The sequence below is a fragment of the Methylobacterium sp. GC_Met_2 genome, assembly GCF_026540795.1.
GTDB lineage: Bacteria > Pseudomonadota > Alphaproteobacteria > Rhizobiales > Beijerinckiaceae > Methylobacterium.
In genome coordinates this window covers 1-15966 of sequence record NZ_JALNUM010000053.1, presented here as the reverse complement: position 1 = coordinate 15966, position 15966 = coordinate 1, and the positions used below count along the sequence as shown (strand labels likewise).

Sequence of the window (15966 nt, the reverse complement as noted above, 5' to 3'; positions counted from 1 at the left end):
CGTCCCAGACGCGACCGCGCGAGGCCTCGCGGCCTTGGCGTGGGCCGATCCGCGATTTCGAACCACTTCGCGCGCGCGGCCTGACAGCCCGACGGCGGCCTTCCACGCACCACGTTACATTGCGCCCAACTTATTTAGTGGATTCGAGGCTTTGCCGCGTGGATCGACGATGATATCGCCAGCGTAGAGTATACGGTACGTTACTTTGGAAGTCCTGGCTGCGCGGCATAGACCGCGATACGATCGGGCGCCAAGCAGGGATGGAAAGCCATGGACGGCAAGGTCATCGAGGTACAGGCAGCGTGGCGAGAGGGTGCTCACGTCGACGATGCAAAGTATCAAGACATGTACAAGGCGTCGATTTCCGATCCGGACGCCTTCTGGGCGGAGCACGGCAAGCGCATCGACTGGATGACGCCGTTCTCGAAGGTCAAGAACACCAGTTTCGAGCCGGGCAAGGTCTCGATCAAGTGGTTCGAGGATGGCACCACCAATGTCGCCTACAATTGCATCGACCGTCACCTCGAGTCCCGCGGCGACCAGACGGCGATCATCTGGGAGGGCGACAACCCGGACGAGTCCAAGCATATCACCTACCGCGAACTACACGCGCAGGTCTGCCGGATGGCCAACGTGCTGCGCAACCGCGGCGTCGGCAAGGGTGATCGCGTCACGCTCTACATGCCGATGATCCCGGAAGCCGCCTACGCGATGCTTGCCTGCGCACGGCTCGGCGCGATCCATGCCATCGTGTTCGGCGGCTTCTCGCCGGACTCGCTGGCCTCGCGCATTCAGGGCTGCGCCTCGAAGGTTGTGATCACCGCCGACGAGGGTCTGCGCGGCGGCCGCAAGGTGCCGCTGAAGGCCAATGTCGATGAGGCGATCAAGCGCATCGGCACCGATCTGGTCGACCACGTCATCGTCGTGCGCCGCACCGGCAGCCCCATCGCCATGGAGGCCGGCCGCGATGTCTATTACGACGAGGCGGCCGAGCAGGTGACCGACGCATGCCCCGCCGAACCGGTCGAGGCCGAGCATCCGCTATTCATACTCTACACCTCGGGCTCGACCGGCCAGCCGAAGGGTGTGGTTCACACGACAGGCGGCTATCTCGTCTACGCGTCGATGACGCACGAATACGTCTTCGATTACCGCCAGGGCGACGTGTACTGGTGCACGGCCGATGTCGGCTGGGTCACCGGCCACAGCTACATCGTATACGGCCCGCTCGCGAACGGCGCGACGACGCTGATGTTCGAGGGCATCCCGACCTACCCGTCGAATTCCCGCTTCTGGGAAGTGATCGACAAGCACAAGGTCAACATCTTCTATACCGCACCGACCGCGATCCGCTCGCTGATGGGCGGCGGCGAAGGTCCGGTGAAGAAGACCTCGCGGGCCTCGCTGCGGGTGCTGGGCTCGGTCGGCGAGCCGATCAACCCGGAAGCGTGGGAGTGGTACTACAACGTGGTCGGCGACAAGCGCTGCTCGATCGTCGACACGTGGTGGCAGACCGAGACCGGCGGCATCCTGATCACCCCGCTCCCCGGCGCCACGGCCCTCAAGCCCGGCTCGGCGACGCGGCCGTTCTTCGGCGTGAAGCCCGAAATGGTCGATGCCGAGGGCAAGGTCCTGGACGGCCCCTGCGAGGGCAATCTCTGCATCGCGGATTCCTGGCCGGGCCAGATGCGCACCGTCTACGGCGACCACGAGCGGTTCGAGCAGACCTACTTCTCGACCTATACCGGCAAGTACTTCACCGGCGACGGCGCGCGGCGTGATACCGACGGCTATTACTGGATCACCGGCCGGGTCGATGACGTCATCAACGTCTCGGGTCACCGGATGGGCACGGCCGAAGTCGAATCGTCTTTGGTTGCCCATCCGAAAGTCGCCGAGGCGGCGGTCGTCGGCTACCCGCACAACGTCAAGGGCCAGGGCATCTACGCCTACGTGACCCTCAACGACGGCGAGGAGGGTGACGATACGTTGCGCAAGGAACTCGTGACCTGGGTCCGCAAGGATATCGGGCCGATCGCCTCGCCGGATCTCATCCAGTTCGCGCCGGGCCTGCCGAAGACCCGCTCGGGCAAGATCATGCGCCGGATCCTGCGCAAGATCGCCGAGGACGATTTCGGCTCGCTGGGCGACACCTCGACGCTCGCCGAGCCGGCCGTCGTCGAAGACCTGATCGAGAATCGGCAGAACCGCCCCTGATCGGGTCAGCCCTTCGCTGAGCACACGATGAGGCGGATGCCGGTCCGGCGCCCGCCCCCAACAAGAACCACGAAGCAACGCGATGAACCCGAGGGCCGGAGAGCCTTCGCGGGAGGAAACAGTATGACCAGCGGAACGACACTCGGCGCTCGGGGACGCGCAGCGCCCCCGGGATCCGGCACCCTTGCGGCCGATACCGATCCGCAGGTCGCGCGGATCGCCCGCACCCCGGAATTCCAGCAGCTCGTCCAGGAGCGCACCCGGTTCGGCTGGATTCTGACCATCCTGATGCTGGTGGTGTATTTCGGCTTCATCGGCCTGATCGCCTTCGACAAGGCGCTGCTCGCCGTGAAGGTCGGCGGCACGGCCTCGCTCGGCCTGTTCATGGGCGTGTTCGTGATCCTGTTCGCCTTCGCGCTCACCGGCGTGTACGTGGCCCGGGCCAACACCCGGTTCGACGCGCTGAGCGACGCCCTCAAGCGGAGCGTTGGCCGATGAACCGCATCCTCCTCGGCCTGACGCTCGCCACCATCGCGGCGACCGCAGCCTACGCCGCCGGCCCCGATCTCGGCGCCGTGCAGCAATCGGCCACGAACTGGCCGGCCATCGGCATGTTCCTGTTCTTCGTACTGCTGACGCTCGGCATCACCTACAAGGCCGCCAAAGGCACCAAGTCGGCCGCCGATTTCTACGCGGCGGGCGGCGGCATCTCGGCCGGCACGAACGCGCTCGCGATCGCGGGCGACTACATGTCGGCGGCCTCGTTCCTCGGCATCTCGGGCCTGGTCTACACCTCGGGCTTCGACGGGCTGATCTACTCGACGGGCTTCCTGGTCGGCTGGCCGATCGTGCTGTTCCTGATCGCGGAGCGCCTGCGCAACCTCGGCAAGTTCACCTTCGCCGATGTGGCGAGCTTCCGGCTCGACCAGACCTCGATCCGCATCATCTCGGCGGTGGGCACCCTCGTGGTGGTGGCCTTTTACCTGATCGCCCAGATGGTCGGCGCGGGCAAGCTGATCCAGCTCCTGTTCGGCCTGCCCTACCTCTACGCGGTGATCATCGTCGGCGTGCTGATGATCGTCTACGTCGCGTTCGGCGGCATGAAGGCGACCACCTGGGTGCAGGTGATCAAGGCCTGCCTGCTGCTCGGCGGCGCGACCTTCATGGCCGGCGCGGTGCTGTACCGGTACGGCTTCAACCCGGAGACGCTGTTCGCCGCCTCCGTGCAGGTCCATCCGAAGGGCGACGCCATCATGGCGCCGGGCGGTCTGGTGTCGAACCCGATCGAGGCGATCTCGCTCGGCGTCGGCCTGATGTTCGGCACCGCCGGCCTGCCGCATATCCTGATGCGGTTCTTCACGGTCTCGGACGCGCAGGCCGCCCGCAAGTCGGTGTTCTACGCCACCGGCCTGATCGGCTACTTCTACATCCTGACCTTCATCATCGGCTTCGGCGGCATCGCCCTGCTGATGTCGGATCCGAGCTACTACAAGCTCGGCGCGGCCGGCACCTTCGACAAGCTGAAGGACATGATCGGCGGGACCAACATGGTCGCCGTCAACCTCGCCAACGCGATCGGCGGCCCGTACTTCCTGGGCTTCATCTCGGCGGTGGCCTTCGCGACGATCCTCGCGGTCGTCGCCGGCCTGACGCTGGCCGGCGCCTCGGCGATCAGCCACGATCTCTACGCCCAGGTGATCGCCCGCGGGCGCACCACCGACAAGCGCGAGGTCAACCTGTCGAAGATCTCGGCGGTGGTGATCGGCATCGTGGCGATCTTCCTCGGCTACGTGTTCGAGAACCAGAACGTCGCCTTCATGGTCGGGCTCGCCTTCGCGGTGGCGGCGAGCTGCAACTTCCCGGTGCTGTCCATGTCGATCCTGTGGCGGGGCACGACCACCTGGGGCGCGCTGACTGGCGGCCTGGTCGGGCTGCTCGCGGCCGTGATCATGGTGGTGCTGTCGAAGGCCGTGTGGGTGACGACGCTGGGCAACCCGGCGCCGATCTTCCCCTACGACAACCCGGCTTTGTTCTCGATGCCGTTGGCCTTCGCGACGATCTGGGTCGTGTCCCTCATGGACAGGTCCCGCCGGGCCCAGCGCGAGCGGGCAGCGTTCGAGGCGCAGTACGTGCGCTCCGAGACGGGCATCGGGGCATCCGGCGCGCACGCACACTGACTCGACGCCGCCAGAGACGAGTATCGGAGGGCGCGGCCATGGCCGCGCCCTTCCCCGTTTCTGAAGCCGCAGCGCGGCGATCGGCAGGGGCGTGTTGATGGCGGCGATCACGATCGCTTTACCAATTGACCGCAGCCCCACTTCCTATAACGCATAGGTGATCTGCAGCCCGCGCAAGGCGAGGCCGCGCAGCGCATCCCGTGCCCCCGGTGAAACGCCGGCGGGCCGATGGTGGTGGAAAGGTTAGGCCATGGCTGTAGCAACCGCGGTCCCGCGGGCTGGTGAGGTGGCACGACCGATGAGTTCGGCCGAGAAGCGCGTGATCTTCGCGTCCTCGCTCGGCACCGTGTTCGAGTGGTACGATTTCTACCTGTACGGCTCGCTCGCCGCGATCATCGGCGCCCAGTTCTTCTCGGCCTATCCGCCGGCGACCCGGGACATCTTCGCCCTGCTGGCCTTCGCGGCGGGATTCATCGTCCGGCCGTTCGGCGCGCTGGTATTCGGCCGCATCGGCGACCTCGTCGGGCGCAAATACACCTTCCTGATCACGATCCTGATCATGGGCCTGTCGACCTTCATCGTCGGCGTGCTGCCCAACGCGGCCACGATCGGCATCGCGGCGCCGATCATCCTGATCGCGCTTCGGCTCGCGCAGGGACTGGCGCTCGGCGGCGAGTATGGCGGCGCGGCGACCTACGTGGCCGAGCATGCGCCGAACGGCCGGCGCGGCTTCTACACGAGCTGGATCCAGACCACCGCGACGCTCGGCCTGTTCCTGTCGCTTCTGGTGATCCTGGCGACCCGCAGCTTCACGGGCGAGGCCGCCTTCGCCGAGTGGGGCTGGCGCATCCCGTTCCTGGTCTCGGTGCTGCTGCTCGGCATCTCCGTGTGGATCCGGCTCCAGCTCTCGGAATCCCCGGCCTTCAAGAAGATGAAGGACGAGGGCAAGACCTCGAAGGCGCCGCTGACGGAGGCCTTCGGCCAGTGGCGGAACGCGAAGTTCGCCGTCATCGCCCTGTTCGGGCTCGTCGCCGGCCAGGGCGTGGTCTGGTACACGGGCCAGTTCTACGCCCTGTTCTTCCTGCAATCGATCCTCAAGGTCGATGGCTATACGGCGAACCTCCTGATCGCGTGGTCGCTGCTGCTCGGCACCGGCTTCTTCGTGGTGTTCGGCTGGTTGTCCGACAAGATCGGCCGCAAGGTCATCATCCTGGCGGGCTGTGCCATCGCGGCGGCGAGCTTCTTTCCGGTCTTCAAGGGCATCACCTCCGCGGCCAATCCGAAGCTCGAAGCCGCCATCGAATCGGTGAAGGTCACGGTGACGTCCGATCCGGCCGCCTGTGGGACGTTGTTCAATCCGGTCGGAACCCGGGTGTTCAGCGCGCCCTGCGACCTCGCCCGCGACTTCCTGTCGAAATCCTCGGTGCGCTACACGACCGCCGCCGGTGCGGCCGGCCAACCCGCCACGATCCGGGTCAACGACACCGAGATCCCCTACCCGCAGGGCGGCAACGTCGAGGCCAACAAGGCCACGATTGCCGCGCTCCAGGCGGCCGGCTACCCGAAGGCCGGCGACCCGGAGATCGTGAAGATGGCGAACCCGTTCGACATCTTCCGGCCGCAGGTCGCGCAGGTGATCGGCCTGCTGTTCATCCTCGTGCTGTTCGTCACGATGGTCTACGGCCCGATCGCCGCCATGCTGGTGGAGCTGTTCCCGACCCGGATCCGCTACACCTCGATGTCGCTGCCCTACCATATCGGCAACGGCTGGTTCGGGGGCCTGCTGCCGGCCACCGCCTTCGCCATGGTGGCCCAGACCGGCGATATCTACTTCGGCCTCTGGTACCCGATCGTCATTGCCGTCGCGACGGTGATCATCGGGGTCCTGTTCGTACCGGAGACCAAGGATCGCGACATCTTCGCGGACGACTGATTACCCGTATCGGGCCTCGCCCGGACACCACCTTCGCCAGCGACGCCCGGGCCGCACACGCCGCCCGGGCGCTTCTGTTTCGAATCGGTGCCCGGCCAAATCGGATCATCGCTCCTTATGTCGAGCGGCCTCGCGAAAACCGCCGGGCCTGCGTGGCGCGCCTCGAAGACCGACTAATTTACCGGCATCGATTGAATTGATCCAATTTTCGAACTTCAATATGCTCTAGATAAAACATACATCCCGGCAAAATGCTTAGCTCCGGCCGTGAATTTGGCAGAATCATTTAAAAATCTTGCGTATGGACCAGAGCACCTCTCACGGTATTGCGTCCCGTTGACTACGTCTCGGAATTTTAATCTACAATTTCGGGGAACCATGTATGGTCTCCGACCGTAATGGCACGCCCGATCGAAACGTCTTCAGAGTTCAGATGGTGAACCTTGCCTCGACACCGCTCCGCCGCAAACCCGGCAGCAAACCTCCTATTCTACTGGTCCTTTTGTGGCCCTCTGCAACAATCGCCCTATGGTTGCTGATCAACATCTATGCGGGGCATCCGGTCTGGTGGTGGTGACCGGCGGATACGCGGTCAGCTGTCGTGCTGGTAGCCGTTCATGAACGCGCCAAGCAGGTAGCCGGATTGAGGCGCGCCGAGGTAACCGAGTGTGATCAGCGTATGGAGCACATCAAGACCGTAGGTCGTGATGAAGATGGCCGATGCCGTGATCATGATGACGGTCGACGTCATGGCGAGGACGACCACCGTATAGGTTCGGCCGACCAGCCAACCCACTCCGAACAACATCACAGCAACCAGCATCGCGCCACCCAGACCGGATCCGTTCGAGGAGATGCTGCGCGCAATCCTCCTGCATCAGTTCGATCGATGATGACCTGCTGAAGTTCCGACATCAACCCCGTGGTTGATCCAACGACTTATCTGCATTCAACCGTACGACGATGTCCGATTGTACTCGGAAACCTTTATTAGGTAAGCGAATTTTTCAAATTTTATACTTCTGGCAACAAACCAATGCTCGAAACCAGATGACATGCGATCGTCGCGCGGCCGCACGACAATCGATTCGGGCCAACCAATCTCGCGCCATCGTTAATGCGGCGGTGCAGCCTGTCAGTGCCGGAAGTGGCGGTGCCCGGTGAACACCATGGCGAGGCCGGCCGCATCGGCCGCGGCGATCACGTCCGAATCGCGCATGGAGCCGCCGGGCTGGATCACCGCCGTAGCCCCGGCCTCTGCCGCAGCCATCAGTCCATCCGCGAACGGGAAGAACGCGTCCGACGCCACCACGGAGCCCACGGCGAGGCTCTCGGACAGGCCGAGGCGCTTGGCGCCCTCCGCGGCCTTCCAGGCGGCGATCCGCGAGGAATCGACCCGCGACATCTGCCCGGCTCCGATCCCGACCGTCGCACCGCCCTTCACGTACACGATGGCGTTGGACTTCACGTGCTTGGCGACCCGGTAGGCGAAGCGGAGATCGGCGCGTTCCGCCTCGCTCGGCGCGCGCCTGGTGACGACCTGGAGCGGCATGTCGTCGACCACGGCCGCGTCACGGCCCTGGACCAGCAGCCCGCCGGCCAACGACCGCACGACCTCGCCGGAAGCCCTCGGGTCGGGCAAGCCGCCGGCCAGGAGGAGCCGGAGGTTCTTCTTGCCGGCCACGATCGCGGCGGCCTCGGGCGTCGCGTCCGGCGCGATGATCACCTCGGTGAAGATCTCCACGATCTTCGCCGCCGCCTCCGCGTCGAGCGTCCGGTTGAGGGCCACGATGCCGCCGAAGGCCGAGGTCGGATCACAGCTCAGGGCGCGCTCGTAGGCCTCGAGCAGGCTCGCCCCCTCGGCGACGCCGCAAGGGTTGGCGTGCTTGATGATCGCCACTGCGGCGGCGCGGGCGGGATCGAACTCCGCGACGCACTCGTAGGCGGCGTCCGTGTCGTTGAAATTGTTGTAGGACAGCTCCTTGCCCTGGATCTGGCGCGCGGTCGCGACGCCCGAGCGGGGCTTGCCCGGGGCCCGATAGAAGGCCGCAATCTGGTGCGGGTTCTCGCCGTAGCGCAGGCTCTGCCCGAGGCTGCCCCCGAAGGCGCGGAACGGCGCTGCCGCATCGGCACCGAAGCGGCCGGCCATCCAGTTGGCAATGGACGCGTCGTAGGCCGCCGTGCGGGCGAAGGCCTTCTGCGCCAGCCGCCGGCGCAGCGCCGCGTCCAGCGCGCCGTCATGGGCCTCCAACGCGGCGAGTACGGCCGCGTAGTCGGCCACGTCGGTGACGACCGCCACGTCGGCGTGGTTCTTGGCCGCCGCGCGGATCATCGCGGGGCCGCCGACATCGATGTTCTCGATGCAGTCGGCATCCGGCTTGTCGGCCGCGATCGTCGCCTCGAACGGATAGAGATTCACGACGAGCAGGTCGATCGCCCCGATCCCGTGGGCGGCCAGCGCCGCCTGATGCTCCGGATTGTCGCGAATCGCCAGCAGACCACCATGCACCGCCGGATGCAGGGTCTTGACCCGCCCATCCATCATCTCGGGGAAGCCGGTCAGGTCGGCGACCTCGGTCACCGCGAGGCCGGCCTCCTGCAACGCCCGATGGGTGCCCCCGGTCGAGACCAGGGCGATGCCGCGCGCCTGGAGCGCCCGGGCAAAGTCGACGAGTCCGGTCTTGTCGGAGACCGAGAGGAGCGCGCGGGAGACCCGCACCTGATCGTGCGCCATGGTTTCGTGCCGAAAGCGTGAGACTTTTTCGGGCGGTAGCACGGAAACGGCGATCCGGGCCAGCCGCTCGCGCCGAACCGGCGTCCACTGCGGCGGAGCGCGCGCTCGTCAGGCCGGCGAGACGCCCCGCAGCGGCGCCGAGGCGAGGCGCGTGAAACTCCAGCGCACCTCGACATCCTCCGACACGGTCAGGTGGAGCGCGATCTGGTCGGTCCGGCGCGGGCCGGTCAGGCCGGAGAAGTACACGCTCTCCTCCAGGGCGATCTCGGCATTGTCCGCACGGAACTGCCAGATCTCGCCGAGCGCCGAGGTGAGTTCGAGCCCCTCCGGCACCCCGCGCACGGCGATGCCGGGATGCAGGTGGAAGCGGATCGCCACATCCTGGGCGCGGCGGCGCGCGCGGCTCCCGGCCTTGCCCTGGCGCAGGAAGGCGTCCCGACCCTCGACGCGCGCCGCGGTGGCGACAAGCTCCCAGCGCCGTTCGTGGATGATCCCGAAATCCGGGGCGAAGCCGTCGTGCCGGGCCGCCAGCACGACGCGATCGGCATCCTCGGCCCGCTCGGCCGCGACGGCGGTCGGACCGCTCAGGACCACGGCCCCGCGCCTCCGGATCAGCCAATCGGCAACTTGGCGCTCGCCCCACCAGCCGCTGCGCGTCAGGAACCGGCACGAGGAGGCCTGGGCCACGGAGGCCGTGGAATGTGCGGGCGTCGACCGGGCAAGGAGGCGCAGATCCGGCCCGCTCGCCGGCAGGCCGCAATTGACCACGATCCGCTGCGGCCCGCTCGACATCTCGAAGGCGAGGCAGCCCGCCCCGGCATTGACCGAGTACGGCAGCGGCGGGCTCGCGCCGACATCGGCGACGATCACGATTCGGGCGCCCTCCAGCCGCTCGTAGCCGGAATTCGGGGCATGCATCAGCGGCTGGGCGAGGGCGCCGTCGTAGATCAGCAGGGTGGCGAGGTGGTCCGCGTCGGTGGCACCCATGCCGTTGAAATGGCTGAGCGAAGCGTCCGGGTGGCGCAGGAGCCGCAGGAGCGGCAGCATCCGGTCGATCGCGCCCAGGAGCGCCACCGGCGGCTCGACGCTCCGGCTGAGATAGCTCTGGCGCAGCGGCAACAGGTCAAGGAGCAGCTCCATGGCGAAGCGCGGATCGCGCGAGCGATGGCCGCCGTCGGTGAGGATCTGGCGGTCGAGCTCCCGCGAGAGGACCCGGGTCGCCCGCCGGAGGATCGGCTGGATGCCGTCGCAGCATAGGCCCGCGTAGCAGAGCGCGACGGCGGCGTTCAGGCGCCATTGCGGCGGCACGCCCCGCCGCAGATCGCGCTCCAGCTGCTGCGCGTTGCGGGCGATCGCCTTGAGGAAGCTCTGGTAGAACGCGTGGTCTGCGCCCTCCAGCACGAGGGGCGACTGGCACAGGAACGAGATCAGCCGCCGCGCCGCCACCGGGGTCTGGCGGGCGAGTGCCGGATCGCCCCGCCCGGCGATGAAGTCGGCCACGAAGGCGCGGGCATTCGCCCGGGCCAGCGCCGTGTCGGCAGCGCGCAGGTGGCGCAGCCAGCCGAAGCCGTAGAGCTCGTCGGCCCATTCCGGCGAAGGCGGCGCGTAGTCGAACGGCGAGCCGCCGCTCGCCGCGAGCGACCGCCCGGCGAAGACGAACAGCCCCGCGTAGATGTCGTCCGCGAAGGTCGCGTCGGAGGTGCGCAGATCCTGGGGGGCGATCACGAGCCCGGTCACCCGCATCCGGGCGAGGATGTCGGGGGATGCCGTCAGGCTGGCGGCGGCCGCACGGATCGCGCGCGCGGCCTCGCGCGCGACGAGCCGATAGAAGCGCCAGCGGTCAGGCCCCCAAGCCACGCGATCTCCGAGCTGCGCGATCCGACAAGGCCCCACGGCCCTGAGCCCTCGCGGACGAGGATCGGCTGGCACCCGTTACGTAAGGCTAGAGGGGGCCTCTTAACCGCCGGTTTACGCTATGTCATGCCCGTCGCCCCGCGGGCGAGATCTCAGCCCGGCCCCAGCGCCGCCGCGAAGGCGCGCAGGTTCGCGCGCATCATGTCCAGGTAGGTCGCTGCCGGGCCATCGGGTCCAGAGAGCGCATCGGAATAGACCTGGCCGCCGATCCGGGCGCCGCTCTCCCGGGCGATCTGTTCCATCTGGCGGGGATCGCTGATGTTCTCTAGGAACACGGCGGGGATTCGATCCTGGCGGATCTGCCGGATGATCGCCGCCACGTCGCGCGGGCTGGCCTCACTGTCGGTCGAGACGCCCTGGGGCGCCACGAACCGCAGACCGTAAGCCGCCGCGAAGTACCCGAAGGCGTCGTGAGTCGTGATGATCCGGCGCCGCTCCGGCGGGATGCCGTCGATCGTGGCGCGCACGGCCCGCTCCAGGGTGTCGAGCTTGGCGATGTAGGCCGCGGCCGCGTCCCGGTAGGCGTCGGCATGGGCCGGATCGACCTTGGCGAGGCCGTCCCGGATGTTGGCGACGTAGATCCGCACGTTCGCGATGCTCTGCCACGCATGCGGATCGACCGCATGGTCGCCGTGATCGTGCCCGCCCGCTCCATGGGCATGCTCGTCCTGGGCGGAGATCGGCTTCACCCCCGCGGAGGCGACCACCACCGGCGCGCGGGTGCCGGAGGCCCGGATCAACCGGTCGAACCAGCCCTCCAAGCCGAGGCCGTTGACGAACACGATGTCGGCCTCGGCGAGCTTGCGCGCATCGGCCGGAGTCGGGCTGAAGCCGTGGGCATCGGAGTTGGGCCCGACCAGCGTCGCGACGACCACACGCGTGCCGCCGACGGCCCGGACCAGATCGCCCAGGATCGAGAAGCTCGCCACCGCCCGGACCGGGCTCGTCTCCGCCCGGGCTGGCAACGCCAGGCCGAGGGCCAGGATCGCAAAGCCGGTCCATGCGCGGATCGCAATCCGCATCGTTTCCGCCATCCCGCACACGGTCACAGCTCCCACTCACGTCCGCGCAGGCCAGTAGTGTAACAATGTTACATACACAAGCGGGATACACGTCCTGCGTTCGATAGGCATCATCGGGCACCCTGGTGGCGGACCCGCCGGTGCCCCGAGCGTGAGACGGAGGTTTCCATTTTCCGACGTTTGAGAGCCACACTCCTCGTCACCGGTGCCCTCGGCCTTGGGCTGGCTGGCGCGGCAGTGGCTCGCGATCATGGGCCCGACGGGTTCCGCGGGCATGGCCGGTGGAGCGCGCTGAGTCCCGAGGACCGGGCGGCGTTCACGGATGCCCGGATCGCCGCGCTCCATGCCGGCCTGAAGCTCAACGCCGATCAGGAGAAGCTGTGGCCACCGGTGGAATCCGCGATCCGTGATATGGCCAAGCTGCGCCAGCAGCGCCGCGAGGCGATGCGCGACCGGCCGAAATTTGCCGACGATGCCCCCGCAGCCTTGCGGGCCATGGCGGACACCGCGACGGCCCGTGGCGAAGCCCTGCGCAAGCTCGCCGACGCTTCGCAGCCGCTCTACGCCAGCCTGGACCAGGACCAGAAGCGGCGCGCGATGATCCTCGCCCGGCCGATGGGCGGCCATGGGATGCGGGGCGGCCGGCATCACGGCCCCGACGACGAACACGGGCCGCGCGGCGGCGACCGCTGAGCCATAAACCTTGATCCGCGGCGGCGGCGGCGGCAAACCCGCCTCTGCCGCACCTCCTGCCGGAGGGCGGCGCTGATCCGACCCGGTAGGTTTCATGGCGCGCCTTCCCGGCGACACGGCACCCCTCCTCGCCCGACTCTGGCGCACGTGGCTGTACCCGCACCGGGCCACCCTCGCGGTGGTGCTCGTACTGATCGCGCTGGTCGGCGCGTCGACCGGACTCTACCCGGCGCTGATCAAGGCGGCCTTCGACGCTTTCGACCGCAAGGATTCCGTGGCGGTCGCCTACGGACCGCTGGTTGTGATCGTTGTCACGGCCACGCGCGGTTTTGCGCTCTACGGACAGACGGTGCTGACCAACCGGGTCGTCACCCGGGTCGAGGCCGACATGCAGGCGGCTTTGTATGGGCACCTGATCGAGTCCGATCTCGCCCAGCTCGGCCGCGAGAGCCCGGCGGCGCTGACCCAGCGCTTCACCACCGATTTCGCCTTCATCAAGGAGGCGCTGACCCGCATTTCGACGGTGCTGCTGCGCGACATCGCCATGCTGATCGGCCTCGTGGCGGCGTTGCTCTGGATGGATCCGGTGCTGACGCTCGTAGCCGGCCTCACGGTGCCGTTCGTGGCTGGACCGATCGGGCGGATCGGCAGGAAGCTCCGGCGGGTCTCGACCTCGACGCAGGAGCAGATGGGCGCCACCGCCAGCCTGATCTCCGAGAGCCTGCAGGGCGCCCGCGTCGCCAAGACCTACGCGATGGAGCCCTACCTGAAGGGCCGCGCCGCCGAGGCCCTCGACGAGGTGCGCCGCCTCAAGATGAAGGCCGCCAACGCCCGCGGGCGGCTCGATCCGCTGCTCGAGATCGGCGGCGGCATCGCGGTGGCGGGCGTGCTGGTGCTGGTGGGGCAGCGCGTGCTCGCGGGGGAGAAGACGGTCGGCGACTTCACCGGCTACGTGGCGGCCCTGCTGCTCGCGGCGCAGCCCGCCCGGGCGCTGGGAAACCTCAACGCCATCCTGCAGGAGGCGGCCGCCGCGCTGCGGCGCTACTTCGATGTGATGGATGAGGCGCCCACGATCCGCGAGGCGCCCGAGGCCCGGCCACTGATCGTTACGGCCGGTGCGATCCGCTTCGAAGGCGTCCATTTCCGATATCGCCCGGATGCGCCGGCGCTGGAGGGAATCGACCTTGCGGTGCCTGCGGGCTCGGTCACGGCCCTGGTCGGGCGCTCCGGCTCCGGAAAGTCCTCGCTGCTCAATCTCGTCCCGCGTCTCTACGACGTTACCGCCGGACGGGTGACCGTCGACGGACAGGACGTCCGCGCCGTGACGCTGGCTTCGCTGCGCGCGGCGGTGGCGGTGGTCTCGCAGGAGGTCGTGCTGTTCGATGACACGATTGCCGCCAACATCGGCTTCGGCCGGCCCGGTGCCTCCCGGGGCGAGATCGAGGCGGCGGCGCGCGCCGCCGCGGCCCACGGCTTCGTCACCGCCCTGCCGGAGGGCTACGCGTTCCGCGTCGGGCCGGGCGGCGGCCGGCTCTCGGGCGGCGAACGGCAGCGGGTGGCCCTGGCGCGCGCCTTCCTGAAGGACGCGCCGATCCTGCTCCTCGACGAGGCGACCTCGGCCCTCGATTCCGAATCGGAGCGCCTGGTCCAGGAGGCTTTGACCCGGTTGATGCACGGCCGCACCACCCTGGTGATCGCCCATCGCCTCTCGACCGTGCGCGAGGCCGATCAGATCGTCGTGATGGAAGCCGGCCGCGTTATCGAGGCCGGGCGGCACGACACGCTCCTCGCGTCTGGCGGCGCCTACGCACGCCTGCACCGGCTGCAACTCTCCGAGCCCGCGGCAGCGGAGTGATCCGCATGAACGGCGACACCGTCATGCGCCGGCTCCGTAGATTCGCGCGCGAGAGCACGCCATAAGAGCCTCAGCCGATGAGGACCCCACCGTGAGCGACCTGACGTTCGAGATCCAGAGCCACCCCGCCCGCCGGACCGCCGAGGAGCGGGCCGCGCTGATGGCGAATCCCGGCTTCGGCAAGGTGTTCACCGACCACATGGTGGTGGCGCGCTATTCGGCCGGTCGCGGCTGGCACGACGCAACGATCAAGGCCCGTGAGCCGATCCCGCTCGATCCGGCCGCCGCCGTGCTGCACTACGCCCAGGAGATCTTCGAGGGGCTGAAGGCCTATCGGACCGCCGATGGCGGCGCCGCCCTGTTCCGGCCGGACGCCAATGCGCGCCGCTTCCGCCACTCGGCCGAGCGCCTGGCGATTCCGCCCTTTCCGGAAGATACCTTCGTCGAGGCGATGCACAAGCTCGTCGAGATCGATCGCGCCTGGATCCCCGACACGGCGGATGGCAGCCTCTATCTCCGCCCCTTCATGATCGCCACCGAGGCGTTCCTGGGGGTCAAGCCGGCCTCCGAGTACCTGTTCATCACCATCGCGTCGGCGGTGGGCTCGTACTTCAAGGACCCGAACAGCACCGTCACGGTCTGGGTGTCGGAGCACTATACGCGCGCCGCCCCCGGCGGCACCGGCGCGGCCAAGTGCGGCGGCAATTACGCGGCGAGCCTCGCGGCGCAGTCGGAGGCCACCGCGCAGGGCTGCGAGCAGGTGGTGTTCCTCGACGCGGTGGAGCGCCGCTACATCGAGGAACTGGGCGGCATGAACGTGTTCTTCGTGTTCGGCGACGGGACGCTCGTCACGCCCCCACTCTCGGACAGCATCCTGCACGGCATCACGCGCGATTCGGTGCTCGCCCTCGCGCAGGAGGCCGGCCTAACCGTGAAGGAGGAGCCCTACGCGATCGACGCGTGGCGCGCCGACGTCCGGGAGGGTCGCCTGACCGAGGCCTTCGCCTGCGGCACCGCCGCGGTGATCACGCCGATCGGCACCGTGAAGGGCCGCGAGGAGAGCTTCACCATCGGGAACGGCAAGGCCGGGCCGGTGGCCCAGCGGCTGCGGAACCTGCTCGTCGATATCCAGCGGGGCAACACGAATGATGCCCATGGCTGGTTCCAGAAGGTTTTTTGAGACTTCTCAGCCGCTTGCATTGGCAGAGCGTGGATCGAGCTTGCCCAGCCTGCTCACCGGACCTGCCACGCGCCCTCCCTCGCCCCACTGCGGGGGAGGGAGGCCCCCGAAGGGGGTCGGGCCGGGACGACGTCCCGCGAGAGGGGAGCGACGGTGCAGAACCCGGCTCCGCCCTTCAGGCTGGCCGCGCCCTGTCCTGAACCCGGGTTCCCCTCTTGCGGGACTTCGTCCCGGCCCGACC

General features: G+C 68.0%; 11 protein-coding genes. 7 read left to right on the top strand and 4 right to left on the bottom strand.

Annotated elements, in window-relative coordinates:
* The first annotated feature begins 270 nt into the window (after positions 1-270).
* The 4 genes from acs to OXS49_RS18140 all read left to right on the top strand — a co-directional run bounded on the left by acs (position 271) and on the right by OXS49_RS18140 (position 6327).
* The gene (gene acs / locus OXS49_RS18155; protein WP_244008117.1) at positions 271-2217 is read left to right on the top strand and encodes an acetate--CoA ligase; all 1947 of its coding nucleotides are present in this window, start codon (positions 271-273) and stop codon (positions 2215-2217) included.
* A gap of 123 nt (positions 2218-2340) precedes the next feature.
* On the top strand, positions 2341-2715 hold the full coding sequence (locus tag OXS49_RS18150; protein WP_267425978.1) for a DUF485 domain-containing protein: 375 nt from the start codon (positions 2341-2343) through the stop codon (positions 2713-2715).
* Complete coding sequence (locus tag OXS49_RS18145; protein WP_267425977.1) at positions 2712-4394, top strand: cation acetate symporter; 1683 nt, start codon at positions 2712-2714, stop codon at positions 4392-4394. The genes OXS49_RS18150 and OXS49_RS18145 overlap by 4 nt, the downstream gene beginning before the upstream one ends.
* 298 nt (positions 4395-4692) lie before the next feature.
* On the top strand, positions 4693-6327 hold the full coding sequence (locus OXS49_RS18140; protein ID WP_267426001.1) for an MFS transporter: 1635 nt from the start codon (positions 4693-4695) through the stop codon (positions 6325-6327).
* Between the two features lie 592 nt (positions 6328-6919).
* Here the strand turns inward: OXS49_RS18140 and OXS49_RS18135 are convergent.
* The 4 genes from OXS49_RS18135 to OXS49_RS18120 form a co-directional block, all read right to left on the bottom strand.
* A complete protein-coding gene (locus OXS49_RS18135) occupies positions 6920-7150 on the bottom strand; it encodes a hypothetical protein (protein ID WP_267425976.1) in 231 nt (76 codons plus the stop codon).
* Between the two features lie 312 nt (positions 7151-7462).
* Positions 7463-9061: a bifunctional phosphoribosylaminoimidazolecarboxamide formyltransferase/IMP cyclohydrolase gene (gene purH, locus OXS49_RS18130; protein ID WP_267425974.1), complete on the bottom strand. Its 1599-nt coding sequence runs from the start codon at positions 9059-9061 to the stop codon at positions 7463-7465.
* A gap of 108 nt (positions 9062-9169) precedes the next feature.
* Positions 9170-10918 (bottom strand): heparinase II/III family protein, encoded by a 1749-nt coding sequence (locus tag OXS49_RS18125; protein WP_267425973.1) that lies wholly within the window; start codon positions 10916-10918, stop codon positions 9170-9172.
* A gap of 149 nt (positions 10919-11067) precedes the next feature.
* On the bottom strand, positions 11068-11997 hold the full coding sequence (locus OXS49_RS18120; protein WP_267425972.1) for a metal ABC transporter substrate-binding protein: 930 nt from the start codon (positions 11995-11997) through the stop codon (positions 11068-11070).
* 168 nt (positions 11998-12165) lie between these two features.
* Here OXS49_RS18120 and OXS49_RS18115 point away from each other — a divergent pair, with 168 nt between their 5' ends.
* From OXS49_RS18115 to OXS49_RS18105, 3 genes are all read left to right on the top strand, one after another.
* A complete protein-coding gene (locus OXS49_RS18115; RefSeq protein ID WP_244008131.1) occupies positions 12166-12690 on the top strand; it encodes a Spy/CpxP family protein refolding chaperone in 525 nt (174 codons plus the stop codon).
* 94 nt (positions 12691-12784) lie between these two features.
* The gene (locus OXS49_RS18110; protein WP_267425971.1) at positions 12785-14545 is read left to right on the top strand and encodes an ABC transporter ATP-binding protein; all 1761 of its coding nucleotides are present in this window, start codon (positions 12785-12787) and stop codon (positions 14543-14545) included.
* A 91-nt stretch (positions 14546-14636) separates the two neighbouring features.
* On the top strand, positions 14637-15725 hold the full coding sequence (locus tag OXS49_RS18105; RefSeq protein WP_244008136.1) for a branched-chain amino acid aminotransferase: 1089 nt from the start codon (positions 14637-14639) through the stop codon (positions 15723-15725).
* Positions 15726-15966 lie beyond the last annotated feature (241 nt).